Source organism: Bradyrhizobium sp. USDA 10063 (assembly GCF_054063735.1).
In genome coordinates this window covers 522,124-547,737 of record NZ_JBSSGP010000002.1, presented here as the reverse complement: position 1 = coordinate 547,737, position 25,614 = coordinate 522,124, and the positions used below count along the sequence as shown (strand labels likewise).

At 64.6% G+C, this 25,614-nt stretch carries 22 protein-coding genes and 1 pseudogene; 9 read left to right on the top strand and 14 right to left on the bottom strand.

The window, feature by feature from the left end:
• Positions 1-41: 41 nt before the first annotated feature.
• From ACVJGD_RS04410 to ACVJGD_RS04395, 4 genes are all read left to right on the top strand, one after another.
• Positions 42-317 carry a FeoA family protein gene (locus ACVJGD_RS04410; RefSeq protein WP_456633214.1) on the top strand — a complete coding sequence of 92 codons (276 nt, stop codon included), beginning with the start codon at positions 42-44 and terminating at the stop codon, positions 315-317.
• A gap of 19 nt (positions 318-336) precedes the next feature.
• On the top strand, positions 337-2,208 hold the full coding sequence (gene feoB / locus ACVJGD_RS04405; RefSeq protein WP_456633213.1) for a ferrous iron transporter B: 1,872 nt from the start codon (positions 337-339) through the stop codon (positions 2,206-2,208).
• 516 nt (positions 2,209-2,724) lie between these two features.
• Positions 2,725-3,198, top strand: coding sequence for a phasin (locus ACVJGD_RS04400; protein WP_456633212.1), 474 nt, complete (start codon positions 2,725-2,727; stop codon positions 3,196-3,198).
• 126 nt (positions 3,199-3,324) lie between these two features.
• Positions 3,325-3,522: a hypothetical protein gene (locus tag ACVJGD_RS04395; RefSeq protein WP_456640162.1), complete on the top strand. Its 198-nt coding sequence runs from the start codon at positions 3,325-3,327 to the stop codon at positions 3,520-3,522.
• Positions 3,523-3,557: 35 nt separating this feature from the next.
• Here the strand turns inward: ACVJGD_RS04395 and ACVJGD_RS04390 are convergent, their stop codons facing one another.
• The 3 genes from ACVJGD_RS04390 to ACVJGD_RS04380 all read right to left on the bottom strand — a co-directional run bounded on the left by ACVJGD_RS04390 (position 3,558) and on the right by ACVJGD_RS04380 (position 6,577).
• The gene (locus ACVJGD_RS04390; protein ID WP_456640161.1) at positions 3,558-4,397 is read right to left on the bottom strand and encodes a Crp/Fnr family transcriptional regulator; all 840 of its coding nucleotides are present in this window, start codon (positions 4,395-4,397) and stop codon (positions 3,558-3,560) included.
• A 207-nt stretch (positions 4,398-4,604) separates the two neighbouring features.
• The gene (locus tag ACVJGD_RS04385; RefSeq protein WP_456633211.1) at positions 4,605-5,300 is read right to left on the bottom strand and encodes an RlmE family RNA methyltransferase; all 696 of its coding nucleotides are present in this window, start codon (positions 5,298-5,300) and stop codon (positions 4,605-4,607) included.
• A 221-nt stretch (positions 5,301-5,521) separates the two neighbouring features.
• Complete coding sequence (locus ACVJGD_RS04380; RefSeq protein WP_456633210.1) at positions 5,522-6,577, bottom strand: Ppx/GppA phosphatase family protein; 1,056 nt, start codon at positions 6,575-6,577, stop codon at positions 5,522-5,524.
• A gap of 196 nt (positions 6,578-6,773) precedes the next feature.
• Between ACVJGD_RS04380 and ACVJGD_RS04375 the strand changes: the two genes are divergently transcribed.
• Positions 6,774-9,149, top strand: a complete 2,376-nt coding sequence (locus ACVJGD_RS04375; protein WP_456633209.1) for a xanthine dehydrogenase family protein molybdopterin-binding subunit — start codon at positions 6,774-6,776, stop codon at positions 9,147-9,149.
• Positions 9,150-9,300: 151 nt separating this feature from the next.
• Here ACVJGD_RS04375 and ACVJGD_RS04370 read toward each other — a convergent pair whose 3' ends face one another.
• The gene (locus ACVJGD_RS04370; protein WP_456633208.1) at positions 9,301-10,098 is read right to left on the bottom strand and encodes a hypothetical protein; all 798 of its coding nucleotides are present in this window, start codon (positions 10,096-10,098) and stop codon (positions 9,301-9,303) included.
• A gap of 116 nt (positions 10,099-10,214) precedes the next feature.
• Between ACVJGD_RS04370 and ACVJGD_RS04365 the strand changes: the two genes are divergently transcribed.
• The 3 genes from ACVJGD_RS04365 to ACVJGD_RS04355 all read left to right on the top strand — a co-directional run bounded on the left by ACVJGD_RS04365 (position 10,215) and on the right by ACVJGD_RS04355 (position 13,755).
• Positions 10,215-10,727 carry a YaiI/YqxD family protein gene (locus ACVJGD_RS04365; RefSeq protein ID WP_456633207.1) on the top strand — a complete coding sequence of 171 codons (513 nt, stop codon included), beginning with the start codon at positions 10,215-10,217 and terminating at the stop codon, positions 10,725-10,727.
• On the top strand, positions 10,727-12,538 hold the full coding sequence (locus tag ACVJGD_RS04360; protein WP_456633206.1) for an ABC-F family ATP-binding cassette domain-containing protein: 1,812 nt from the start codon (positions 10,727-10,729) through the stop codon (positions 12,536-12,538). The genes ACVJGD_RS04365 and ACVJGD_RS04360 overlap by 1 nt, the downstream gene beginning before the upstream one ends.
• Positions 12,539-12,672: 134 nt before the next feature.
• Complete coding sequence (locus ACVJGD_RS04355) at positions 12,673-13,755, top strand: D-TA family PLP-dependent enzyme (protein ID WP_456633205.1); 1,083 nt, start codon at positions 12,673-12,675, stop codon at positions 13,753-13,755.
• 249 nt (positions 13,756-14,004) lie between these two features.
• On the opposite strand, the gene ACVJGD_RS04350 is transcribed toward ACVJGD_RS04355, so the two are convergent.
• The 9 genes and pseudogenes from ACVJGD_RS04350 to ACVJGD_RS04310 form a co-directional block, all read right to left on the bottom strand.
• Positions 14,005-14,223 (bottom strand): hypothetical protein, encoded by a 219-nt coding sequence (locus ACVJGD_RS04350; protein WP_456633204.1) that lies wholly within the window; start codon positions 14,221-14,223, stop codon positions 14,005-14,007.
• A gap of 207 nt (positions 14,224-14,430) precedes the next feature.
• Positions 14,431-15,646, bottom strand: a pseudogene (locus tag ACVJGD_RS04345) (NAD(P)/FAD-dependent oxidoreductase).
• A 2-nt stretch (positions 15,647-15,648) separates the two neighbouring features.
• Complete coding sequence (locus tag ACVJGD_RS04340; RefSeq protein WP_456633203.1) at positions 15,649-16,566, bottom strand: SDR family NAD(P)-dependent oxidoreductase; 918 nt, start codon at positions 16,564-16,566, stop codon at positions 15,649-15,651.
• A gap of 118 nt (positions 16,567-16,684) precedes the next feature.
• A complete protein-coding gene (locus tag ACVJGD_RS04335; protein WP_456633202.1) occupies positions 16,685-17,161 on the bottom strand; it encodes a MaoC family dehydratase in 477 nt (158 codons plus the stop codon).
• Between the two features lie 3 nt (positions 17,162-17,164).
• Positions 17,165-18,898 (bottom strand): AMP-binding protein, encoded by a 1,734-nt coding sequence (locus ACVJGD_RS04330; protein ID WP_456633201.1) that lies wholly within the window; start codon positions 18,896-18,898, stop codon positions 17,165-17,167.
• Between the two features lie 50 nt (positions 18,899-18,948).
• A complete protein-coding gene (gene mmsB, locus ACVJGD_RS04325; protein ID WP_456633200.1) occupies positions 18,949-19,836 on the bottom strand; it encodes a 3-hydroxyisobutyrate dehydrogenase in 888 nt (295 codons plus the stop codon).
• Positions 19,837-19,866: 30 nt separating this feature from the next.
• The gene (locus tag ACVJGD_RS04320; protein ID WP_456633199.1) at positions 19,867-20,943 is read right to left on the bottom strand and encodes an enoyl-CoA hydratase/isomerase family protein; all 1,077 of its coding nucleotides are present in this window, start codon (positions 20,941-20,943) and stop codon (positions 19,867-19,869) included.
• Entirely contained in the window at positions 20,940-22,085 is a 1,146-nt protein-coding gene (locus tag ACVJGD_RS04315; protein ID WP_456633198.1) for an isobutyryl-CoA dehydrogenase, read from the bottom strand. Before ACVJGD_RS04315 ends, ACVJGD_RS04320 begins: the two co-directional genes overlap by 4 nt.
• A 118-nt stretch (positions 22,086-22,203) precedes the next feature.
• On the bottom strand, positions 22,204-23,700 hold the full coding sequence (locus ACVJGD_RS04310) for a CoA-acylating methylmalonate-semialdehyde dehydrogenase (RefSeq protein ID WP_456633197.1): 1,497 nt from the start codon (positions 23,698-23,700) through the stop codon (positions 22,204-22,206).
• Positions 23,701-23,876: 176 nt separating this feature from the next.
• On the opposite strand from ACVJGD_RS04310, the gene ACVJGD_RS04305 reads away from it, so the two are divergent.
• On the top strand, positions 23,877-24,803 hold the full coding sequence (locus ACVJGD_RS04305) for a LysR family transcriptional regulator (RefSeq protein WP_456633196.1): 927 nt from the start codon (positions 23,877-23,879) through the stop codon (positions 24,801-24,803).
• Positions 24,804-24,883: 80 nt separating this feature from the next.
• On the opposite strand, the gene ACVJGD_RS04300 is transcribed toward ACVJGD_RS04305, so the two are convergent.
• Positions 24,884-25,501: a TetR/AcrR family transcriptional regulator gene (locus tag ACVJGD_RS04300; protein ID WP_456633195.1), complete on the bottom strand. Its 618-nt coding sequence runs from the start codon at positions 25,499-25,501 to the stop codon at positions 24,884-24,886.
• Between the last annotated feature and the right edge of the window lie 113 nt (positions 25,502-25,614).

Here is a 25,614-nt window from a genome sequence, read left to right as displayed (position 1 = left end):
CAGCGCTTGACCCTTTCGCGCCCGGCTGGAAAAGACGGGCGATGAGCGAGCAAACCGATATTCGAGCATCTCAACCATTGGGATTGGCCAAGCGGGGATATTCGGGCGTGATCCAGCATCTGGCCGTGGCTGACGCGGCTTCTGCGCTTGGCGGCCACGAACTTGAGAGCCGGCTGATCGAACTCGGTTTCGTCGAGGGCGCCCGGGTCGAGGTGCTGCACGAGGGAATCGTTGGACGCGACCCGATCGCGGTCAGGGTCGAGAATGTCACGATCGCCCTGCGCCGGCGCGAGGCCATGGCGATCATCGTCGCCTGATGGAGCGAGCGGTAACGCGATGGAAGCCCCACTCCTGCATCTCGCGCTGGTTGGCACGCCCAACAGCGGCAAGACCTCGCTTTTCAATGCGCTGACGGGCAGCCGCCAGAAGGTCGCGAACTATCCGGGCGTGACCGTCGAGCGCAAGGAGGGGTTTTTCGTCACCCCCGCCGGACGGCAGGTTTCGGTGGTGGACCTGCCCGGCACCTATTCGCTGCGCGGACGCAGCCCGGACGAGGAAATCACCCGCGACATGGTGCTGGGCCGCACCGCGGGCGAGGCCGCGCCCGATCTCATCCTGTGCGTCGCGGACGCGACCAATCTGCGGTTGACCATCCGTCTCCTGCTCGAGCTCAAGAACACCGGCCGGCCGATGATGCTGGTGCTCAACATGTTCGACATTGCAGCCCGCCGTGGTGTGAACGTGGATGTGCCGAAACTATCCGAGGCACTCGGCATGCCCGTCGTGACATCGATCGCGGTTCGCAAGGGCGGGATCGCCGAACTGTTGCGCCGAACCGACGAGATCGCGGCGCAGGAGCAGACACCCGCCGGGCCGAATCGCTGGCAGCCCCTCACCGCCTCCCAGTTGCGCGCCACCCAGCGCGAGGCCGACCGCATCATCGCCTCCGCCGTCACACTGCCGGCCAAGCCTGACACCTGGACCGCCCGGATCGACTCCGTGGTGCTGCATCCGGTGGCGGGACTTTTCATCCTCGCGCTGATCCTGTTCCTGATGTTCCAGGCCGTGTTCGCCTGGGCACAGCCGCTGATGGAGCTGTTGTCCTCCGGCTTCGACGCGCTCGGTCAGTTCGTGCATGACACGCTGCCGGAGGGACTGCTGCAGAGCTTCCTGCAGAACGGCGTCATTTCCGGCGTCGGCAGCGTCATCGTGTTCCTGCCGCAGATCATCATCATCTTCCTGTTCATCCTGCTTCTGGAAGATTTCGGCTACATGGCGCGTGCGGCGTTCCTGATGGACCGCATCATGGGCGGCGCCGGCCTGCACGGCCGCGCCTTCATCCCGCTCCTGTCGAGCTTCGCCTGTGCGATCCCCGGCATCATGGCGACGCGGGTGATCGACAACCGGCGCGACCGCCTGACCACGATCCTGATCGCGCCGCTGATGACCTGCTCGGCACGAATTCCCGTGTACACGCTGATCATCTCGGCCTTCATTCCGGACCGCGATGTCTGGGGCTGGTTCAACCTGCGCGGCCTCGTCCTGTTCGGCCTCTATGCGGCCGGCATCACCAGCGCACTCGGCGTCTCGTTCCTGGTCAAATTCTTCATGCTGCGCGATTACGCCCCTGCGCCGTTCATGCTGGAATTACCCGACTATAAATTGCCGCGGCTGAAGAGCATCGCCATCGGCATCTACACGCGGGCGAAGATGTTCCTGCAGCGGGCCGGCACGACGATCTTCTCGATGATGGTGCTGATCTGGTTCCTGGCGTCGTTCCCGACCGCGCCGGCCGGCGCCGAAGGACCCGCCATCAACTACAGCCTCGCCGCGATCATCGGCAAGGCGCTCGAACCGCTGCTGGCACCACTCGGATTCAACTGGCAGATCGCTGTGGCGCTGATCCCCGGCATGGCCGCGCGCGAGGTCGCGGTGGCAGCGCTGGGCACCGTCTACGCGATCGAAGGCGGCAAGGAAGCGGCCGACCAGATCGGCCATGTGCTCGCCACCAAATGGAGCCTCGCCACCGCTTTGTCCCTGCTCGTCTGGTACATCTTCGCCCCGCAATGTGCCTCAACGCTCGCGGTGATCCGCCGCGAGACCGGAGGCTGGCGATGGATGGCGGTTACGTTCTTCTACATGCTGGCGCTCGCCTATCTGGCGAGCCTTGCGACGTATAATATCGCGCTCGCACTCGGGGCTGGTTAGTTCGCATCGCTGTTAGACCCTCATCCTGAGGAGCGGCGTCTTCGCCGCGTCTCGAAGGATGAGGCCCCGCCGGGCCTCGCCCTTCGAGACGATCGCTTCGTGATTTCCTTCAGGGTGATGCGTGAGGCGCGCAGCGTCACCCTCGCCGGCTTTCCGTAGGATTTGACGATTTTCACCCCGCCCCGCGGATAATGACGCCCCTTTCACGGCTGTCCGCGCATGGATTTGCCCCCGCTGCGGCCGTCGCCGGGCGCATCTCGACGGAGCACGAGCCCGTGTGACGTGTGACGCGGCTCGATAAGATTTTCAAATAACCCGATTTGAAAGTCGGAAAGCGAACAGAAGCGCCGTCGCCGGTCAGCCATAAGACATCAATGGGTGCGGGCGGCTATCCGCGACAGTGCCCGACAATGGGAGGAAACGTTCTGGGCGCTGTCCTTGCGATGCAGCATGGAAGCTTCGGGACGAAAATTGGACTGCGGTTGATTTCAGTTTCGTTTGAAAGGATCAAGACCCGTGAATGATGCCAATGTGAACGAAGTGAATGCCAATCCGAAAGTCGATGCTGACCAGAAGCGCGGCTTTGACCTGTCGCTTTTCGCGGTGCCGGAGATCTTTCGTGGGATCGCCGAGCAAAGCGCGGTGCGGGCGAAGGAAAACTGCGAGAAGATGAAGACAGTCTCAGGAGAGATCGCCGACATTCTCCGGGAGGCCTATACGACGGGCGCCAAGGGCGCCGCTGACTACGGCGCCAAGATGATCGAAATCTCGAGCGTCAACGCCAGTTCCGCCTTCGATTTTCTCACCCATATCGCGGGCACGAAGTCACTATCGGAGGTCATCCAGTTGTCGGCAACCCAAGGCCGCAAGAACTTCGAAGTCACATCGGTGCAGAACAAGGAGCTTTGGGAACTCGCCCAGAGGGTCGCGAGCGAAACCGCCGAGCCGCTCAAGAAGCGCCTGGCCAAGGCCCTGACGACAACTCCCTAAATTGGACTTTCGCCGCCCGCCGGGATCGGCTGGAACAAGCGCCTCCCACAAGAAGAGGTGCAGTCCAGCCGATGGCGGACGGACATGCTGCTGGCACAACAAAGCCGAACGTCGAGGAGGACCAAGGTGGGTGTTGTCATGATCAGATGCCCTCAAACGGGACGCGCGATCCCGACGGGCATGAAAGCGGACCGCGAGCAGTTTCGATGCAGTACGGTGTTCTTCGCGCGCACCTACTGCTCGATCTGCGAAGCCAATCACGAATGGTTTGCCCGGGAAGCCTGGGTGTATGAGCCGGGCGAGATTACGCACATGAGGTGTTGAGCGCACGACGCCCGTGAGGCCTCGCGGCGCCCCGGTCAATGACTTTTTGCCCGCTGGCTGCTCGCTCCGTGGGGTCGGGTGCCCGGCTGCACTTCATGTATCTTGGCCAACAGGGGATCGCGCGCGCGGGCGAACTCATGCGCGCGTGAGGCGTGATTGCGCGGCCTCTCTTCGGATGAAACGATGCGGTCGATTCTGCCGCGCATGAGCTGATAACACTCACATGCCGCAGCTTCGAGCCGCGGCCTGTCGATCTCGATCGAACTCCGCCGATTGAATCGGATAGCACCGGACGCGCGGAGCTTGCTCACCACGTGTGTGACGGTCGTTCGTCGTACTCCTAGCAATTCGGAGAGCGTCTCTTGCGTCAGCGGCAACACGTCGCCGTGGGCGCGATCATGGATCTCAAGCAACCAGCGCGCCATGCGGGCTTCGACCGAATGCAGCGCATTGCAAGCCGCGACGTGCTGGAATTGTATCAGCATCGCCCTAGTGTGAGTATTAACCGCGTCTTTGAGGGCGCTGCTGCGGCTGAGCGCAGCCTGAAATCGCGCCGGAGAAATCTGCAAGGCGCTCCCGGCGACGCGAACAACGGCGGTCATCGGAGAGTAGACGGGACCTAGCGCTAATAGAACGCCCGCGGCTCCCTCATTGCCGACCACCGCGGTGGCAACCGTTTGTCCGTTCGGCATGTCCATGATGAACGCGATCAACCCGCTGCGGGGGAAATAGATCTGTTCAATCAGATCACCCGACCGCACCAACACGGCGTCGCGCTCAAGCGATACGTTGCGAAAGTGAGGCGTAAGCAAGTCGAGGTCTGCTGTCGGCAACGCCGCTAACAGTCGATTACCAACTCTCGGCCTGTGCCCCATCACGGGAAAGCTCCTTCCCCAGACGGAGGCGCGACGCGCCGCAGAAATGCCCTGCCTTCGCGACAGGTCGCACGCGCAGCTAATGGACCGCGCCGGAAGGATAAAATGCGCCGCCCGGGAAAAAGTTCCAACGGTAGACTTTGGCCTGTGCACCCCTTTCCGGTCGAGTTGCAACCGCACCAAGCGCTCGCCTGTCGACCGTACGGGTTACGCCTCGAGTCGATCGGGTTGCCGCCGAAAGCCCGTCGCCAGCACGTAACGTTCGGAGGAATCCTGCCGGCTGGCGGCGGGCTTCACGTGGCGCACGGTCGAGAAATCGCGCTTCAATTGCGCGAGCAGCTCCGCATCGGCGCCGCTCTGAAACACCTTGGCCAAAAACGCTCCGCCGGGACTGAGCACGTCGCAGGCAAAGGCTGCGGCGGTCTCGACCAGGCCGACGATGCGGAGTTGGTCGGTCTTGCGGTGACCGGTGGTGTTGGCGGCCATGTCGGACATCACGATGTCGGCGCGGCCGCCCATCATCGCGATCAGTTTTTCCGGCGCGTCATTGTCGAGGAAATCGAGCTGCGCGAAGGTGACGCCGGGGATCTCGCCCATTTCCAACAGGTCGATCGCGATCACCCTGCCCTTGCCATCGACGGCGCCGACGCGCTTGGCCGCGACCTGGCTCCAGCCGCCGGGCGCAGCGCCGAGATCGACCACGGTCATGCCCGGCTTGAGCAGGCGATATTTGTCGTCGATCTCGACCAGCTTGAAGGCCGCGCGCGAGCGGTAGCCCTGCGCCTTGGCCTTCGCGACATAGGGATCGTTGAGCTGGCGCTCCAGCCAGAGCTTTGAGGACAATTTCCGCTTGCCGCCGCTCTTCACCGTGACGTGCAGCCGGCCGGTCGAATCTTTCGCCATCGCGCGTCTCTAAAGTGTGATGTCGTTTGGTTGAGTCGGTCGGGCCGCGAACTCCCTTACCTCCCCCGCAAGCGGGGGAGGTCGGCGCGCAGCGCCGGGTGAGGGTTCTCTCCTCTTGGGGAATCCCAATGCGGAGACCCCAGCCCTCTCCCGCAAGCGGGAGAGGGAGCGCAGCGCCGTCGTGGATGCAATTCGATCAAATCTCATCCGTCTCGATCTCGCTACGGCACGTGCAGGCACGCCTTCAGCGCGCCGTCCTCGCGCATCATCTCGACCAGCATGCCTTCGCGCAGGCCGCGGTCGGCGACGCGCAGCCGCGGCAGCGGGAATGCGTTCCTGACGGCATCGAGGATGGCGCAGCCGGCGAGCACGAGATCGGCGCGCTCGATGCTGATGCAGCCGTTGTTGACGCGCTCCTGATAACTCATGCCAAGCAGCTTCTGGATCGTCGCGGTGACGTCGGCGTCGTTCATCCAGATGCCGTCGATGCGGCGGCGATCGTAGCGCGGCAGGTTGAGGAACACGCCGGCTAGCGTCGTCACCGTGCCTGACGTTCCGAGCATGTGCATGTCGCGCAGATCGGTGCCGTGCTCGGCCGCGAACGGAGCGACATATTGCGCGACCTCGGCGACCATCCGCGCATACAACTCTTTTGTGACATCGCGCCCGCCGAATTGCTCGGCAAGGCTGACGACGCCGAACGGGATCGACATCCAGGCCTTGATGCGTGGCGAGGCATCCGGCCTCGCCGGATCGCGCTCGATCCGCACCAACTCGGTCGAGCCGCCGCCGATGTCGAACAGGATCGCGCCGCGGCCCCTTCGGTCGAGCAGCGGCGAACAGCCGATCACGGCCAGTGTCGCCTCGGTCTCGCGGTCGATCACCTCGAGCTTGATGCCGGTCTCGGCGGCGACGCGGGCGCGGAAACTGTCGGCATTGGCGGCGGCGCGGCAAGCCTCGGTCGCGATCAGCCGCAGGCGCCTCGCCTTGCGATAGCGGATCTTGTCGCTGCAGATCGAAAGCGCCGCGATCGCGCGCTCGATCGCCGCGTCGCTGATGGAACCGGTCGCGGAAATACCTTCGCCGAGCCGGATGATTCGCGAAAACGAGTCGACGACGCGGAACCCGTCCCCGGTGGGACAGGCGATCAGGAGCCGGCAGTTGTTGGTGCCAAGGTCGAGCGCGGCGTAGACGCCGCTTTCGACGGCCGCCGTAATCAACCCCGGCGGGCTCTCGCGGGCCGAAAGGCCGACGCAAGGCCGCGTGTCATCCTTCATCAACACTGTCTTTCCGCGAGGCGCCCCGGCCTGCCGAAGAATTTCCGTTCACGGAAACTTTAGCAGCGCCAAAGGCCTACGCAACAAATCATCACACGCGACATGCCTAATCGGGCGTTGTCGCTTACGTCACCCTACGTTATCTGGTCGAAACCCCGCGAAATTGCTCCAAATCGCGGCATTTCAGGTATTTCCGATGCAAGATCACACGTCTCCCGCCACTCTCGAAAACGCTATCGCACTGCAAAAATACGGCGTCGGACAGCCGGTCCGCCGCAAGGAGGACGACACGCTGGTGCGCGGCAAGGGTAAATACACCGACGATTTCTCCCTGCCCGGCCAGGCCTATTGCTGGATGGTGCGCTCTTCCCACGCCCACGGCGTCATCAAGGGGATCGACGCCTCGGCCGCCCGCGCGATGCCGGGCGTGCTCGGGGTGTGGACCGGGACTGATCTCGCCGCCGCCAACTACAATCCCTTCACCTGCGGCATGCCGCTGAAGAGCCGGGACGGCTCGCCGCTGCTGCAGACCAACCGCATGCCGCTGCCGACCGACAGGGTCCGCTTCGTCGGCGATCCCGTCGCGTTCGTGGTGGCGGAGACGGCGGCGCAGGCGCGCGACGCGGCCGAAGCTGTCGAGGTCGATATCGAATCGCTGCCGGCGGTAACGGATGCCGCCGAGGCCGCCAAGCCCGGCGCGCCGCAGCTCTACGACCACATCCCGAACAATGTCGCGCTCGACTACCACTATGGCGACACCGAGAAGATCAATGCGGCCTTCGCCGGCGCCGCGCATGTGACGAAGCTCGATATCGTCAATACCCGGGTCGCCGTGGTCTCGATGGAGCCGCGCGTGGCGCTCGCGGTCTACGACAAGACAACCGAACGCTATACGCTGCAGGTGCCGACGCAAGGAGTCTCCGGCAACAAGGCGACGTTGGCAAAGATCCTCAACGTGCCGCCGGAGAAGGTGCGCATCCTGACCGCCAATGTCGGCGGCTCCTTCGGCATGAAGAACCTCAGCTATCCCGAATATACCTGCATTGCGCATGCGGCGAAGCAGCTCGGGCGTCCGGTGAAATGGACCGATGAGCGCTCGACCAGCTTCCTCTCCGACAGCCAGGGCCGCGCCCAGCTCATCCATGCCGAGCTGGCGCTCGACGCCGACGGCAAGTTCCTGGCGGTGCGGCTGTCCGGCTATGGCAATCTCGGCGCCTACATCACCGGCGTCGCGCCGGGGCCGCTGTCGCTCAACACCGGCAAGAATCTCGCAAGCGTCTATCGCACGCCGCTGCTTGGCGTCGACATCAAGACGGTGCTGACCAACACCACGCTGATGGGCGCCTATCGCGGCGCCGGCCGGCCCGAGGCCAATTACTACATGGAACGGCTGATCGATAAGGCCGCCGACGAGATGGGCATCAACCGGCTGACCTTGCGCAAGCGCAATTTCATCAAACCGTCACAACTGCCCTTCCCGGCCGCGTCCGGCGTCACCTATGACAGCGGCGATTTCCAGGGTGTGTTCGAGAAGGCGCTGGAAATCTCCGACTACGAGAATTTCGGCAAGCGCAAGCGGGAGAGCAAGAAGAACGGCAAATTGCGCGGCATCGCGGTCGGCTCCTACCTGGAAGTCACGGCGCCGCCGAGCGGCGAGCTCGGCAAGATCACCTTCGATCCGGATGGATCGGTGACGCTCACCACCGGTACGCTCGACTACGGCCAGGGCCACGCAACGCCATTCGCGCAGGTGCTGTCCGATCAGCTCGGCGTCCCCTTCGACAAGATCAAGCTGGAGCAAGGCGACAGCGACCTCGTGCGGTTCGGCAATGGCACCGGCGGCTCGCGCTCGATCACCGCGACCGGCCAGGCCATCGTCGAGGCCTCGGCGCTCGTGGTCGAGAAGGGCAAGAAGGCCGCCGGGCATCTACTGGAGGCGTCCGAAGCCGATATCGAATTCGCCGGCGGCCGCTTCACCATCGCCGGCACCGACCGCTCGATCGGTATCATGGAGCTCGCCCAGCGCATGCGTGAGGGCCAGATTGCCGAGGGCGGGCCTGACACGCTCGACGTCGACCACGCCACCAAGGAGACGCCGTCGACCTTCCCCAACGGCTGCCATGTCGCGGAGGTCGAGATCGATCCGGACACGGGCGTTATCAGGATCGTGCGCTACACCGGCGTCAACGACTTCGGCACCATCGTCAATCCGATGATCGTCGCGGGACAATTGCACGGCGGCGTCGCGCAGGGCATCGGCCAGGCGCTGATGGAAGAGGTCAATTACGATGCCTCTGGCCAGCCGATCACCGGCTCGTTCATGGACTATGCGCTGCCGCGCGCCGAGGACATTCCGACCATGGCGGTCGGCGATCACCCTTCACCGGCGAAGACCAATCCGCTCGGCACCAAGGGCTGCGGTGAAGCTGGCTGCGCCGGCAGCCTTGCGACGGTGGTGAATGCGGTGGTCGATGCGCTCTCGGACTACGGCATCAAGCACATCAACATGCCGCTGACGTCGGAAAAGATCTGGCGCGCGATCGAGGACGCGAAGAAGGCGAAGGCGGCCTGACGGTGCTCGCGCCTACACGAACGCTGTCATCGCCCGCGAAGGCGGGCGATCCAGTATTCCAGAGACGCCTGAGATTCACTGAGCGACCGCCGTGTACTGGATACCCCGCCTTCGCGGGGTATGACGGTGGAGTATGGTGCTCGCGGAGAAATCACGCCGCCACTTGCTCGCGCGGCTGGTAGATCGCGATGTGCCAGCAATGCGCCAGCGGCGTGGTGCCGTTGGCGACGACGAGGGCGTCGAGTTCGACGAAGCGGTGGCCCTTCTTGTCGTAATTGGCGGTGACGCGCGCGCGAGCCGTCAGCTCGTCGCCGGTCTTCGCCGCCGAGAGAAGCTGCATGCGGCTGCCGACGTGAATCCAGGGGCCGAGGATGGCGTTGTCGACCAGAAGCTTGTTCATCACCTTCTGCAGCATGCCGGGATGGCCGAGATTTTCGCGCGTGTAGATCGTGTCCATCTCCCTGATGTCGGCGAGATATCCCGTTGCGGCGTCGCCGGCCCAGGCGTATGGCCGGGTGCCGAGCCATTTGCCGACCTCGTAGGACGACGCGCTCACGGGCTTGCGCTCGGCAACTGCGGCAACCTCGGTATAGTCCTTGATCGAAACGGCGGGTGCTGCAGTCGGCAACGACGCGCTGCCGGTGGCACAAAGCTGTCCGCGGCTGAAGACTTCGATTGCCAGCGCGCCGTCGCGCGCCTCGCCCCTCACCTCGGCCTGTTCGCCGTCATAGACCGGCTTGACGAAACGCGCGTCGATCAGGCCGCGCGCGAGGAAATCACGGCCCCAATTCGCAACCGGCAGGTGCATCATGTAGGCCATGACGTCGACGCCGGGGACCAGCCCACCCGAGAAGCCGTACCGCTGCGCTACCGTGTCGTCATGGATCTTGTTCTCGGACTCTTTCGAGGTGTTGTAGGCCGAGACGCGGTAGGTTTGCGGATCGTTCATGGGGTTCCCCTTTTTTCGGTTTGTTTTCTGACGGGATCGTACGCAATCAACCGTCCGTGGCAAGCCTGCGTGCGGCCTCGCAATTTTCCGCCCGATGGGTTACATGCGGCCGACGAATGAACCGCCAAGCCGTGATGCCAACTGAAAACCCCACCCGCATCTATGTCGATGCCGACGCCTGTCCGGTGAAGGATGAGGTCTATCGCGTCGCGCTCCGGCATGGCCTTGCCGTCAGCGTGGTCGCGGGCAATTTCATCCGCGTGCCGCAGGACCCGCTGATCGAACGCGTCGCCGCCGGTTCCGGCATGGACGCCGCGGACAATTGGATCGCCGAGCGCGCCGGGGACGGCGATATCGTCATCACCGCCGATATTCCGCTGGCGAGCCGCTGCGTGAAGGCCGGCGCGGACGTGATTGCTCCGAACGGCAAGCCGTTCACGGAGCAATCGATCGGCATGACGCTGGCGATGCGCAATCTGATGACCGACCTGCGCTCGTCAGGCGAGATCACCGGCGGGCCACGATCGTTCGCGCCGCGCGACCGCTCCGCATTCCTCTCGGCGCTCGACACCGCCATCCGCCGCATCCGGCGCCGCCGCGCTGAACAACCTGCAACCGGACAAGGCTGATGGCGCCACCGCTGATCCAGCTCAAGGATATCAAGCTCACTTTCGGCGGCACGCCGCTGCTGACGGGAGTCGAACTGTCAGTGTCGGCCGAAGAGCGCGTCTGCCTGATCGGGCGTAACGGCTCCGGCAAATCGACGCTCTTGAAGATCGCGGCCGGCCTGGTCGAGGCGGACTCCGGCAGCCGCTTCGTGCAGCCGGGCGCGACCATCCGCTATCTCCCGCAGGAGCCCGATTTTGGCGCTCACGCCACCACGCTTGCCTATGTCGAGGCAGGTCTCGGCCCCGGCGATGATCACTATCAGGCGCGCTATCTGCTGGAGCAGCTCGGGCTGCACGGCGATGAAGATCCCGCGCATCTCTCCGGCGGCGAAGCGCGCCGCGCGGCGCTGGCGCGGGTGCTGGCGCCCTCGCCCGACATCCTCTTGCTGGACGAACCGACCAACCATCTCGATCTGCCGACCATCGAATGGCTGGAAGGCGAATTGCAGGGACGGCGCAGCGCGCTGGTGCTGATCAGCCACGACCGCCGCTTCCTCACCAATCTGTCGCGCGCGACGGCCTGGCTCGACCGCGGGCAGATCCGGCAGATCGATCGCGGCTTCGGCGCGTTCGAGGGCTGGCGCGACGAGGTGCTGGCGGAGGAAGAGCGCGAGCAGCACAAGCTCGACCGCAAGATCGTCAACGAAGAGCACTGGCTGCGCTACGGCGTCTCCGGCCGCCGCAAGCGCAACGTCAAGCGGCTCGCCAATCTGCATACGCTGCGCGCGCAGCGGCGGAATTATCGCGGCACCGCGGGCAGCGCCAATCTCGCGGCGGCTGAGGCGGAAAAATCCGGACGGCTGGTGATCGAGGCGAAGAACATCGCCAAGACGTTCGGCGAGCGCAAAATCGTCGAGGATTTCTCGACCCGCATCCAGCGCGGCGACCGCGTCGGTGTGGTCGGCCCGAACGGCGCCGGCAAGACCACGCTGGTCAACCTGTTGACCGGTGCAGAGCCGCCCGATGCCGGCAGCGTGCGGCTCGGCGTCAACCTGGAGATGGCGACGCTGGACCAGCACCGCGAAAGCCTCGACCCGAAATCCACGCTGTCGGAAGCCCTGACCGGCGGCCGCGGCGACCATGTGATGGTCGGCGGCAAGCCAAAGCATGTCGTCAGCTACATGAAGGACTTCCTGTTCTCGCAGGAGCAGATCCGCACGCCGCTGGAAGTGCTGTCCGGCGGCGAGCGCGGCCGGCTGATGCTGGCGCGCGCGCTGGCCAAGCCCTCGAACCTTTTGGTGCTGGACGAGCCCACCAACGACCTCGATCTCGATACCCTCGACGTACTCGAGGAGATGCTTGGCGATTACGAGGGCACGGTGATCCTGATCAGCCATGACCGCGATTTCCTCGATCGCGTGGTCACCTCGGTGATCGTGCCGGAGGGCAACGGAAGCTGGATCGAATATGCCGGCGGCTACACCGACATGCTGGCGCAGCGCGGCGCGGATTTGACGCGCGAGGCGGTAAAGGCCCCGGTTGTCGAAGAAATGAAGGAAGCGAAACCTGCTGCGCCGACCGCTCCACCAAAACGGCGACTGAGTTTCAACGAAAAGCACGCGCTGGAGACGCTGCCGAAGACGATCGAGAAATTGCACGCGGAGATCGCGAAGCAGCAGAAGCTGCTTGACGATCCGAATCTCTACGCGAAGGATCGCAAGACATTCGACGACGCCTCCGCCGCGATCGCCAAGGCACAGGAGGAGCTTTCCGCCGCCGAAGACCGCTGGCTCGAGCTCGAAGTGCTCCGCGAAGAAATTGAACAGGCGTGATTGTTCTCCTTCCCCCTGCAAGGGGGAAGGTCGGGATGGGGGTCTGCCACGATCTCCGCCGCACCAGTTGACCCCCACCCGGCGCTTCGCGCCGACCTCCCCCTTTCAGGGGGAGGTGAAAGTCAGGAGTTCGCATGACCACTCCCCTCGCCGCAAAAATCGCCCGCGAATACGGCACGCCCTGCGCCGTGATCGACATGGACCGCGTCGAGCGCAACATCGCGCGCATCCAGGCCGCATGCGATGCCGCTGGCGTCGCGCATCGACCGCACATAAAGACGCACAAGAACCCGATGCTGGCGCAGATGCAGATCGCGGCCGGCGCCAGGGGCATCACCTGCCAGAAGCTCGGCGAAGCCGAGATCATGGCGGATGCCGGGATCAACGACATCCTGATCAGCTACAACCTGCTCGGCGACGAGAAGATGGCGCGGCTGGGCGCGCTGCAGGGGAAAGCAAACGTCACCGTGGCGGCCGACAATTCGGTTGTTGTCGCCGACCTGCCGAAGGCGGCGGCTGTGTCCGGCCGGACGCTATCCGTCGTGGTCGAATGCGACACCGGACGAAAGCGCGCCGGCGTCGAGACGCCGGCTGAAGCGGTGGCGTTGGCGCGCGAGATCGCTGATAGCAAGGGGCTGCAGTTCGCGGGCTTCATGCTGTATCCGACCGAGACCGGCTGGACCGACGCACAGAAATTCTTCGACGAGGCGCTGGCCGGCGTGCGCGCTCACGGCCTTGACGCCGCCATCGTGTCCACCGGCGGCACGCCGAACCTGAAGAATCTCGGCAAGCTGAAGGGCGCGACCGAGCACCGCTTCGGCACCTATATCTACAACGACCGCATGCAGGTCGCCGCCGGCGTCGCAACCTGGGACGACTGCGCGCTGCACATCTATTCGACGGTGGTGAGCCGCGCCGCTACGGACCGCGGCATCCTCGATGCCGGCTCAAAGACGCTGACGACGGATACCGGCGGGCTCGAAGGCCATGGGCTGATCCTCGAACATCCCGAGGCCAGGATCGCGCGCTTTGCCGAGGAGCACGGCTTCCTCGATCTCTCCCGCAGCAACACGCGGCCCAATGTCGGCGATGTCGTCCGCATCGTGCCCAATCACGTCTGCGTCGTCGTCAACATGATGGACGAGGTGGTGATGGTGCGCGGCGGCGAGGAGATTTTGGGCACGCTGCCGGTCGCGGCGCGCGGGAAACTAAGATGATTGTACAGGCACAAAGTGCACCTGACTGGCGCCGGCACCTGTGCTTTCCTTCTGAATGCGACTCTCGCTGATCGCCTCAGCCCCCAGCCCAACGGTCGGACGGGAGGAGCAACGCCCCGGCGTTGATCCCCACGATCGCGCCGGGGCACACACTGCAGCCGGTACGTTCAGCACGGCCTCTTGTGACGACAACGTCGTTTTTGACGGTGATGCCTTTGATCTCGGCGCGCGAAAACGCCGCGGCCAGCGCTACATTTCAGCGCTGACGGATCCGCAGGGCTTGAAGGTTTGCAGCGAGCGCCCATGCAAGCACCCTTCATGTTTCTGGGCGTAGGCAAGCACGCCCATGACAATCAAAGCCACCACCACCAATCCGGCTACGAAGTTCTGCACCATGGTGCCACTCCAGCACAACTCATGAACAAGGCGATCGGCGCGTTCGTGCCCCGCCGCCATGGTGGGGATCAAGGCCGGGGCAGTTCTCCCTTTCGAGCCGACCCTGGGCCTGGAGACTGAAATGATCAGCGAGAGGTCGCGGAGCCAAGGAGAGCACAACCGTCGGCCTGATGGCAGCCCAAACTTGTGCCGCACTGCGCAAAAAATTTAGACGTCGTAGCGTGCCCACCCTTCACGATCGGTGCCGGAGAAGGTGGGCACGCTTCGCTTCGCCCCACCCTACGCATCGAGCCATTTCAGCGCGCCCTTCCCCGCGGCGGCACCGGTCGCAAACGACGCTTGCAAGAGATAGCCGCCCGTTGGGGCCTCCCAGTCGAGCATCTCGCCGGCGGCGAAGATTCCGGGCAGGCGGCGGAGCATGAAATTGTCGTCGAGCTCGTCGAATGCGATACCGCCGGCAGTGGAGATCGCGCGGGCCATCGGCGCGACGCCGGTGAGACGAACCGGCGCGGCGTTGATGAGGCGAGCGAGATCGGCGGGAGACTGCGACGGCAGAGACAGGCCTGAGGCTTTTGCCACCTCCCTGCAACAGGCCGATGGCGACCGGCGCGAGGTTTGCCGCCTTGCGCAGGAAGTTCGAGAACGACTGTTTGCCTTTCGGCGCCGATAGCTTCGTGATGAGTTCATCGATTCCGAGATCGGGCCGCAATGCGATATGGAGGGTTGCATTGCCGTCGCGGAGGATCGCCTCGCGCAGATCGGCCGACAGCGCATAGATGGCGCCGCCCTCGATGCCGGTGCGGGTAACGATCGCTTCGCCGCGCACTTGCTGTCCGCCGAAGCTCAGCGCGACACCTTTGAGCGGCTGGCCCTCGAAGCGATTGCTGAAGATATCCGACCAGGCGACGGTGAAGCCGGAATTGGCCGGCCGCAGCGGCGATATCCTCACGCCTCTCGCCGCAAGCACATCCACCCATGAGCCATCGGATCCGAGCCGCGGCCAGCTCGCGCCGCCGAGCGCCAGGATGGTGGCGCGAGCTTTGACCGCGCGCTGTCCTTCCGGTGTTTGAAACGAGAGGCGGCCGTCATTGTCCCATCCGGTCCAGCGATGCCGCAGCAGCAGCCGCACGCCGCCGCCGTCGAGCCGGCGCAGCCAGGCCCGCAACAGCGGCGAGGCCTTGAATGCGTTCGGGAACACCCGGCCGCTGGAGCCGACAAAGGTCGGCTGGCCCAACGCCTCGCTCCAGTCGCGCAACGCTTGCGGCGGGAACGCTTCGATAGTTGCCTTGAGACGCGGCATCGCCTCGCGGTAGCGCGCGAGGAATTTTGGCAGCGGCTCGCTGTGGGTGAGATTGAGGCCGCCGCGGCCGGCCATCAGGAATTTGCGTCCCACCGACGGCATCGCGTCGTAGATCGTGACCTGCGCGCCGGCCTGCGCCAGCACCTCGGCCGCCATCAGGCCGGCGGGGCCGGCGCCGATGACGGCGGCGGGCATCGTCAGAGCTTGATCCCTGCTCTTGCCGCGGCTTGCGCGACATATTTCTGCGTCTGCTCGAAGGCGCCCTGCAACGCCCTGGCCTTCGACATGTCGCTGATCTCAGCGAAATGCGCGGCGATGGCGTCGGGCGTCCATTCGGAGGGCGGCAGGTTGATGCCTTCGGTCTCCAGGACCTTGATCACCGCAAACGAGCCGGCGCCGGCGCCCATGATGGTGCGGGTCGGCGCGTCCTCGCTCAGCATGTATTCCACCGCCGGCGTGATCGCTTCCGGCTTCATCAGCGCGAGCGCCTGTGGCGGCAGCAGTTCCTCGGTCATGCGGGTCGCGGCCGTCGGCGAGATCGTGTTGACACGGATGTCGTTCTTGCGGCCCTCCTCGGCAAGCACGTTCATGAGCCCAACCATGCCGGCTTTGGCCGCGCCGTAATTGGCCTGGCCGAAATTGCCGTAGAGGCCGGAGGACGAGGTCGTCAGCACGATGCGGCCGTAGTTGCGGTCGCGCATGCCGGCCCACACCGCCTTGCAGCAATAGAAGGTGCCGACGAGATGGACGTCCAGCACCTTCTGGAAATCTTCGACTTCGAGCTTGCCGAACGACTTGTCGCGCAGGATGCCGGCGTTGGCGCAGAGCAAGTCGACGCTGCCCCACTCCTTCGTCGCGCGCTCGACCATCGCGGTGACCTGCTCGAAATTGGAGACGTCGGCACCATCGGCCATCGCGGTGCCGCCGGCTTTCCGGATCTCCTCGACCACGGTCTCCGCGGGCGACAGCGAGGCGCCGGTGCCGTCGCGCGCGCCGCCGAAATCGTTGACCACGACCTTGGCGCCGCGGCTCGCGAGGCCCAGCGCATGCGCCCGTCCCAGACCATTGCCCGCGCCGGTGACGATGGCGACGCGTCCGTCAAACCTGATTGTCATGAAGTGTGTTCCCGGTTTGTCATGCCCGGGCGTGACCCGGGCATCCATCAAAATCAGAGCGTTTTGAGCAGCGATGGATGGCCGGGTCAAGCCCGACAATGACGTTCGGGAGAACGGCTCAGGCGAAGTAGATGAGGCCGAGCCAGTCGGCAACCAGCGCCGGCTTCTCCTCACCCTCGATCTCGACGGTGACATTGGTGCGCGAGGCCAGCTCGGTCGGCTTGCGCAGCTTGGCCTCGGCAAGCACGAAGCGGCCGCGGACGCGTTTGCCGGAGCGCACCGGCGAGATGAAGCGCAGCTTGTCGAAGCCGTAATTGACGCCCATCGTCGTGCCCTCGATGACCGGCATCACCTGGTAGGACATGATGCTGAGCAGCGACATCGTCAGGAAGCCATGGGCGATCGTGGTGCCGAATGCGGTCTCCTTGGCGCGCTCGGGATCGACATGGATGAACTGGTGATCCTCGATCACGTCGGCATAGGTGTCGATCCGCTTCTGATCGATCAGGTGCCAGGCGGACACGCCGATCTCCTTGCCGACCATGCCCTGATAAGTCTCCAGCGACACCGGCGGCTTCGTCCAGACTTCATTCATTGACTAATTCTCCGATCCGGTCGCGCGCACCTTCTGCAGCTCCGGGAATTCTTCCTCGCGGAACTCGACACCGCGCAAACTATCCTCGCGATTATCCTCATGTTCGAGCCGGCGCAACTGCACCCGGCGGATTTTTCCGGAGATCGTCTTCGGCAGCTCGGTGACAAGCTCGATCTTGCGGATGCGCTTGAACGGCGCGAGACGGGTATGCAGATGCCGGAAGATCGACAGCGCCGTTTCCGGCGTGCGCTCGACGCCTGAGGCCAGTAGCACATAGGCCTTCGGAATCGCCAGCCGGATCGGATCGGGACTCGGGACGACCGCAGCTTCCGCGACCGCCTCATGCTCGAGCAGCACGCTCTCCAGTTCGAACGGGCTGATGCGGTAATCGGATGACTTGAACACGTCGTCGGTGCGGCCGACGAAAGTCAGATAGCCCTCCTCGTCGCTGAACACGACGTCGCCGCTGCGATAGATCGCACCGTCGGCGCCGGAGAGCCTGCCGTCATCGCCCTGATAGCCCTGCATCAGGCCGGCGGGGCGGTCGGCGCCGAGTACCAGCGTAACCTCGCCTTCCCGGGTCGGGTTACCGTCGAGATCGGTGATCTCGACACGATAGCCGGGCAGCGGGCGGCCCATCGAGCCGATCTTGACCTTCTGGCCCGGTGAGTTGCCGGCAAGGGCTGCGGTCTCGGTCTGGCCATAGCCGTCGCGGATGGTCAGGCCCCAGGCCGATTGAACCTGGTCGATCACTTCAGGGTTGAGCGGCTCGCCGGCGCCGCAGACCTCGCGGAGCGACACCTTGAAGCTCGACAGCTTCTCCTGGATGAACAGGCGCCACACCGTCGGCGGCGCGCACAGCGTGGTGACGCCGCAGCGGCCGATGGTGGCGAGCAGCGACTTGGCGTCGAAGCGCGGCTGGTTGACCACGAACACGGTGGCGCCGGCATTCCACGGCGCGAAGAAGCAGCTCCAGGCGTGCTTGGCCCAGCCGGGCGAGGAGATGTTGAGATGCACGTCGCCCGGCTGCAGGCCGATCCAGTACATGGTCGAGAGGTGACCGACCGGATAGCTGCGCTGACTGTGCCGCACCAGTTTCGGCTTTGCCGTCGTGCCCGAGGTGAAATAGAGCAGCATCGGGTCGTCGGCCTTGGTTGGACCGTCAGGCGTGAAGGTCTCGGACGCGTCCGCCGCCTGCTCGAAGGGCAGCCAGCCGTCCTGCTGCGAGGTCGCACCGACCACGATGCGCACGAGCTTTCCGCTGCCGAGACCGGCAAACTTTCCGACCTGATCCTGCGTTGCGACCACCGCCCTCGCCTTGCCGCGGTCGAGCCGGTCGCGCAATTCGTCTGACGTCAGCAGCGTAGTCGCCGGGATCACGACGACGCCGAGCTTCATCGCGGCCAGCATGGTCTCCCAGAGCGGCACGACATTGCCAAGCAGAAGCAGCAGGTGATCGCCGCGCTTCAATCCCTGCGCACGCAGGAAATTCGCAACCTGGTTGGAGCGGCGCGACAGTGTGGCGAACGAGAGCTTCGTCTCGCGGTCGCTGCCGGCATCGACGATCCACAGCGCCGCGCGATCGCGACTATCAGAGTTTTGCGCGAGCTCCGCATCGAACCAGTCCAGCGCCCAGTTGAAGGGCACCGGATCAGGCCAACGGAATCCCTTTACAGCAGTCTCGTAGTCCGTCCGGTGTTGAAGCAGAAACGCGCGCGCTTCCTGAAAGGTGGTCATCAGGTCATTCCCTCCGCGCCTTATCAGCCGCTAAGGGAAATTAGCGACCGTTATTTTCCGGCGAGTGCCCTAACGTGCTGGATAATTCCGGAAAAGTCGACCCCGCCATGACCGGCCGCATCGAACGCTTGGTAAATTTCCTGCGCGTGCTTGCCGAGTGGTGTGACCGCGCCGGCTGCGTTGGCGGCGCTCTGCGCCAGCGTGAGATCCTTCACCATCAGGTTCGCTGCGAAGCCGGGCTTGTAGCCGTTATTGGCCGGCGAGGTCGGAACCGGACCCGGCACCGGGCAATAGGCCGTCAGCGACCAACACTGGCCTGATGAGGTCGAGGCGACGTCGAACAGCGCCTGATGCGACAGCCCGAGCTTCTCGGCCAGCACGAAGGCCTCGCCGACTCCGATCATGGAAATGCCGAGGATCATGTTGTTGCAGATCTTGGCCGCCTGCCCTGCGCCGGCGCCGCCGCAATGCACGATCTTCTTGCCCATGTTCTCCAGCACGGGCTTGGCCGCCGCGAACGCCTTCTCCTCGCCGCCGCACATGAAGGTGAGCGTCGCCGCCTTGGCGCCGCCAGTGCCGCCGGAGACCGGCGCATCCACCGACAGGACGCCGTGCTTGGCCGCAAGCGCATGCGCCTCTCGCGCGCTTTCGACATCAATGGTCGAGCTGTCGATGATGAGCGCGCCCTTGGTCATCGCAGGCAGAACTTCGTTCCACACCGACAGCACATGCTTGCCGGCCGGCAGCATGGTGATGACGATTTCGGCGCCCTTCGCCGCGGCAGCGCCGCTTTCCGCAATCGCAGCGCCGTCGCTCTTGGCCTGATTGCGCGACGCCTCCACCAGGTCGAAGGCAGTCACCTTGTGGCCGGCCTTCACCAGATTGGCCGTCATCGGGCCGCCCATGTTGCCGAGACCAATGAATGCGATCGTTGCCATCTCGATTTCCTCCCCGTCCTGTCTTCTCTTCTATTTGTCGAATGTCAGCTCGTCGGCGCCAATCTCGGCGAAGTATGGCGCCAGCATTTCCGACGTCACGTCCTCGACCCGCGGCGGCGACCATTTCGGATTGCGGTCCTTGTCGATCACGGCCGCGCGCACGCCCTCGCGGAAATCGTCGCTGGCGAACACGGCGAGCGCGGCGCGATATTCCCGCACCAGGCATTCCTCGAGCGATAATGACGTGCGCCCAAGCCGCAACAGCTTCAGCGTGACCACCATGCCGCGCGGGGATTTCTCGTTCAGCACCTTCAGGGTCGACAGCGCGAATTCCGAGCCGTCGCGCTGCAGCGATGCGATGATGTCTTCCATGCGGTCTTGCGCGAACCAGGAATCAATCTTGGGCTGCAGCGCCGCAACAGGGCCCGACGTCTCGCCGGTCGCAAACCCATTGATCAGCTTCCTGACCTCGGCGTGCGTCACGCCGGCGCCGACCTTCGTCAGCGCTTCGCGCAATTCAGGCAATTTCGAAGACGGCACCACTGCGTCGGCAAACTTCGCATAGATCGCATCCGGCCCGTTCATGGTCTGCCCGGTCAGGCCAAAATAGGCGCCGAGTTCGCCTGGCGAGCGCGACAACAGCCAGGTGCCGCCGACGTCGGGAAAAAAGCCGAGGCCGACTTCGGGCATCGCCAGTTTCGTGCGCTCGGTGACGACACGGTGCGAGCTGTGCCCGGACAGGCCGACGCCGCCGCCCATGACGAGCCCATCCATGAACGCCACATAGGGCTTCGGATATTTCGCGATCCGCGCGTTCATGACGTATTCCTGGCGCCAGAACCGCTTGCCGAGGTCGCCTCCCGCCTTGGAGCTCTCATAGAGCCCGCGGATGTCGCCGCCGGCGCAGAGGCCACGCTCGCCGGCGCCTTCCAGCAGCACTACGGCAACAGCAGGATCGGCCTCGAACCGGTCCAGCGCCGCGTCGATGCCCTCAGACATCTCCAGCGTCATTGCGTTGATCGCCTTGGGACGGTTGAGGCGGATCACGCCCGCCGCTCCCTCGCGGCGAACGATCAGATCGCCCTCACCCTGTACAGCAGCGTTCATCGCGCCCCCTCGATCATCTTCCGCGCCACGATCAGCCGCATGATCTCGTTGGTCCCTTCGAGAATCTGGTGCACGCGCAAATCGCGCACGATCTTCTCGACGCCGTATTCGCTGAGGTAGCCGTAGCCGCCGTGGAGTTGCAGCGCCTGGTTGGCGACTTCGAAACCGACATCGGTGCCGAAGCGCTTTGCCATCGCGCAAAGCTTGGTCGCCTCGGGATCCTTGCGGTCGAGCGCCGCGGCGGCGCGCCACAGGAAGGTGCGAGCGGCCTCGAGCTCGGTCGCCATGTCGGCGACGCGGAACTGCAGCGCCTGGAATTCGTCGAGCCGCTTTCCGAACGCTTTGCGGTCCTTCATGTAGGCCAGCGCCTTCTCGAGCGCGCTTTGCGCGCCGCCGAGCGAGCAGGCTGCGATGTTGAGCCGGCCGCCGTCGAGCCCGGCCATCGCGATCTTGAAGCCGATGCCTTCCTCGCCGAGCCGGTTCTCGACCGGCACACGCGCATTCTCGAAGATCACGGCGCGCGTCGGCTGCGCGTTCCAGCCCATCTTGCGCTCATTGGCGCCGAGCGAGAGGCCCGGCGTATCGGCGGGAATCACCAATGTCGAGATGCCGCCGGGGCCGTCGCCGCCGGTGCGGACCATCACGACATAGAGGTCGCCTCCGCCGGCGCCCGAGATGAACTGCTTCTGGCCGTTCAGCACGTAATGATCGCCATCGCGCACCGCGCGAGTGCGCAGCGCAGCGGCATCCGAGCCGGAGCCGGGCTCGGTCAGGCAATAGCTTGCCAACAGCTCCATGGTGCAGAGTTTCGGCAGCCATTTGCCGCGCTGGACGTCGTTGCCGAAGGCATCGATCATCCAGGACGCCATGTTGTGGATGGAGATGAAGGCCGACGTCGTCGGACAGCCGGTCGCGAGCGCCTCGAAGATCAGCGCCGCGTCGAACCGCGTCATCGCGGAGCCGCCGACATCGTCCTTGATGTAGATGCCGCCCATGCCGAGGCTTGCCGCCTCGCGCATCACATCGACCGGAAAATGCTTCTCCTCGTCCCAGCGCAGCGCATGCGGCGCGATCTTCTCCGCCGCAAACGCCCGCGCCATGTCTCTGACGGCGATCTGGTCCTCGTTGAGAGCGAACTGCATTCGGGCTGCTCATTCTTGTCGTCATTGCGAGGAGCAAAGCGACGAAGCAATCCATGCTTCCTTTCGCGGCAATATGGATTGCTTCGCTGCGCTCGCAATGACGGCCTGGGCTACACCATCACTTCATCGTCGGGATCGAGAACTCCGCGCCTTCCTTGACGCCGGACGGCCAGCGCGAGGTCACCGTCTTGGTCTTGGTGTAGAAGCGGATCGAATCCGGACCGTGCTGGTTGAGATCGCCGAAGCCGGACTTCTTCCAGCCGCCGAAGGTGTAATAGGCGATCGGCACCGGGATCGGCACGTTGATGCCGACCATGCCGACATTCACCTTGGCGGCGAAATCGCGCGCCGCATCGCCGTCGCGGGTGAAGATGGCGACGCCATTGCCGTAGTCATGGTCAGACGGCAGTGCCAGCGCTTCGTTGTAGTCATGCGCGCGCACCACCGACAGCACCGGGCCGAAGATCTCTTCCTTGTAGATCCGCATGTCCTTGGTGACGTTGTCGAACAGCGAGCCGCCGAGATAGAAGCCTTTCTCGTAGCCCTGCATCTTGAAGCCGCGGCCGTCGACCGCGAGCGTCGCGCCTTCCTTGATGCCGATGTCGATGTAGCCCTTCACCTTCTCGACCGCCTCGCGCGTCACCAGCGGACCGTAGTCGGCGGACGGATCGATCGAGGTGCCGATCTTCAAGCTCTCCACGCGCGGGATCAGCTTTTCCATCAGGCGGTCGGCGGTGGTCCTGCCGACGGGAACGGCGACCGAGACCGCCATGCAGCGCTCGCCGGCCGAGCCGTAGCCGGCGCCGATCAGCGCGTCGACTGCCTGGTCCATGTCGGCGTCGGGCATCACGATGGCGTGGTTCTTGGCGCCGCCGAAGCACTGGCAGCGCTTGCCGGTCGCGGCGGCGCGCTCGTAGATATATTGCGCGATCGGCGAGGAGCCGACGAAGCCGATCGCCTTGATATCGGGATCGTCAAGGATGGCGTCGACGGCCTCCTTGTCGCCGTTGACGACGTTGAGGATGCCCGGCGGCAGGCCGGCCTCGATCATCAGTTCCGCAAGCCGCATCGGCACGCCGGGATCGCGCTCGGACGGCTTGAGGATGAACGCGTTGCCGCAGGCGATCGCCGGCGCGAACTTCCACATCGGGATCATCGCCGGGAAATTGAACGGCGTGATGCCGGCAACGACGCCGAGCGGCTGGCGCAGCGAATAGATGTCGATGCCCGGGCCGGCGCCTTCGGTGTATTCGCCCTTCATCAGATGCGGGATGCCGCAGGCGAACTCGACCACTTCCAGCCCGCGCTGGATGTCGCCCTTGGCGTCGGGAACGGTCTTGCCGTGCTCGCGGGCGAGCAGCTCGGCGAGCTTGTCGTAGTCGCGCTGCACCAGTTCCAGGAACTTCATCATCACGCGGGCGCGGCGCTGCGGGTTGGTCGCCGCCCATTCCGGCTGCGCCGCCTTGGCATTCTCGACCGCGGCGCGCAGCTCGGCTTTCGAGGCGAGCGCCACCTTGGCCTGCACATCGCCGGTCATCGGCTCGAAGACGTCGGCCGTCCTGCCCGAAGTGCCCTTGACCTCCTTGCCACCGATGAAATGTCCGATAGAGCGCATGAAAACCTCCCTTCGTCCCGGCCGGACGCCTGATCCGCACCTTTAGTTTCGACGCGTTTTCTTCACGCGAACCGGTATCCACTTCGCTCGAAAACGCTATAGCTCGCTTTACAAACCCTATTGACCCGCATTTTATGGGATTCAAGTCCGATAAATTGCACCATAGATGTGCGGAAATGCTGGATCAAGGCGGCGCGATCGACTGGGACGATTTTCGCTTCGTGCTCGCCATCGTGCGCGGCGGATCGGTGTCAGCTGCGGCAAAACAACTCGGCGTCGATCATGCCACAGTGATCCGCCGTGTCGACCGGCTGGAGCATCACCTTTCGGCGAAGCTGTTCGATCGCCGCAAGACCGGCTACCTCCTCACCGAAGCTGGCCAGCGCGTCGCCGACAGCGCGGAGGCGATGGAATCGACCATCGTCGCCAACCAGGAGGCGGTCGGCGGCTCGCGCGCGCATCTGACCGGCACGGTGCGGATCGGCGCGCCCGACGGTTTCGGCAGCCACTTCCTGGCCTCGCGCCTGGTGAGGTTCACCGAGCGGTACCCCGATGTCGATCTGCAACTGGTGGCAACCGCGCGATTGTTCAGCCTGTCGAAGCGCGAGGCCGATATCGCGATCAGCCTGTCGATGCCGAAGGAAGGCCGCATCGTCGGCCGCAAATTGCTCGACTACAGCCTCGGCCTCTACGCGGCGCCCTCCTATCTCGATCGCGCGCCGAGGATCACCTCGCGCGGCGACCTGCCAAAGCACCGCTTCGTCGGCTATATCGAGGAACTCCTGTTCACGCCCGAGCTCGACTATCTGCCGCAGGTCTCGCCAAAAATCTCCGCCAAATTCCGCAGCGCCAATCTGATCGCGCAGCTCAACGCGACCATCGCCGGCTACGGCATTGCGGTGCTGCCGCATTTCATGGCGACGGCGCATCCGGAGTTGTCTGCCGTGCTGCCGGAGGAAGTGCGGATATCGCGCACCTTCTGGCTGTTGATGCACGCCGACAGCAAGGACCTCGCCCGCATCCGCGCGGTGGCGGATTATATCTACGAGACGGTGGAGGACGAGCGCGCGCTGTTCAATGGAAGCGAACGCAGCGATTTGTAGGGTGGGCAAAGCGCAGCGTGTCCACCTTTCTTGCACCGAACGTGGATGGTGGGCGCGCTGCGCTTTGCCCACCCTACCGGTCAGTGCGCCTTTGCGCGGGGCTTCTTCACGGCCGGCTTCGCGGCGGCACGAGACAATACAGCGTCGCGGCCGGCGGCGAGGATCTCGTCGGAGAACTCGCCGTTGCCGGCGATACGGGACATCACGACGGTTCCCATCATGGTCGCGAGCGCAGCCATCGCCTGCTTGCGCGCGGTCTTGGGCGGCACGTCCAGAATCTGGTCGGCCAACATGTCGATCATCCGCTCCAGCTTGGCGGCGAAAGCCTTGCGGGTCTTCGGGCTTTCGCGCGCGATCTCGGCGCCGAGCGAGGGAACCGCGCAGCCGCGGCCGGGATCGTCACGGTGTGCGGGCGTCAGATAGGAGTCGATGATGGTCGCCAGCCGCTTCTCCGGCGGCGTGTCCTCGGCGATCTTGCGCCAGCGCTCGTTGCCGCGGTCCATCGCGTAGTTGAACGCCTCGATCACCAGGGCCTCGCGGGAATCGAAATGGGCGTAAAAGCCGCCATGGGTCAGTCCGACCTCCTTCATCAGGTCAGCGACGCCGATGCCATGGGCGCCGCGCTCGCGCAGCCTGACCGAGGCCTGCTTCACGATCCGATCGTGGGTCTCCGCCTTGTGCTCTTTCGAATAACGCATGGGTGTCTCATTGGATGTTTCCAGTCATATAATAACATCTGCCTGCGAAAAAAGCTGCATCTATTTCGGACTTGCATCACTTCCGATCATCAACTCCTCTCGAATGATGATGA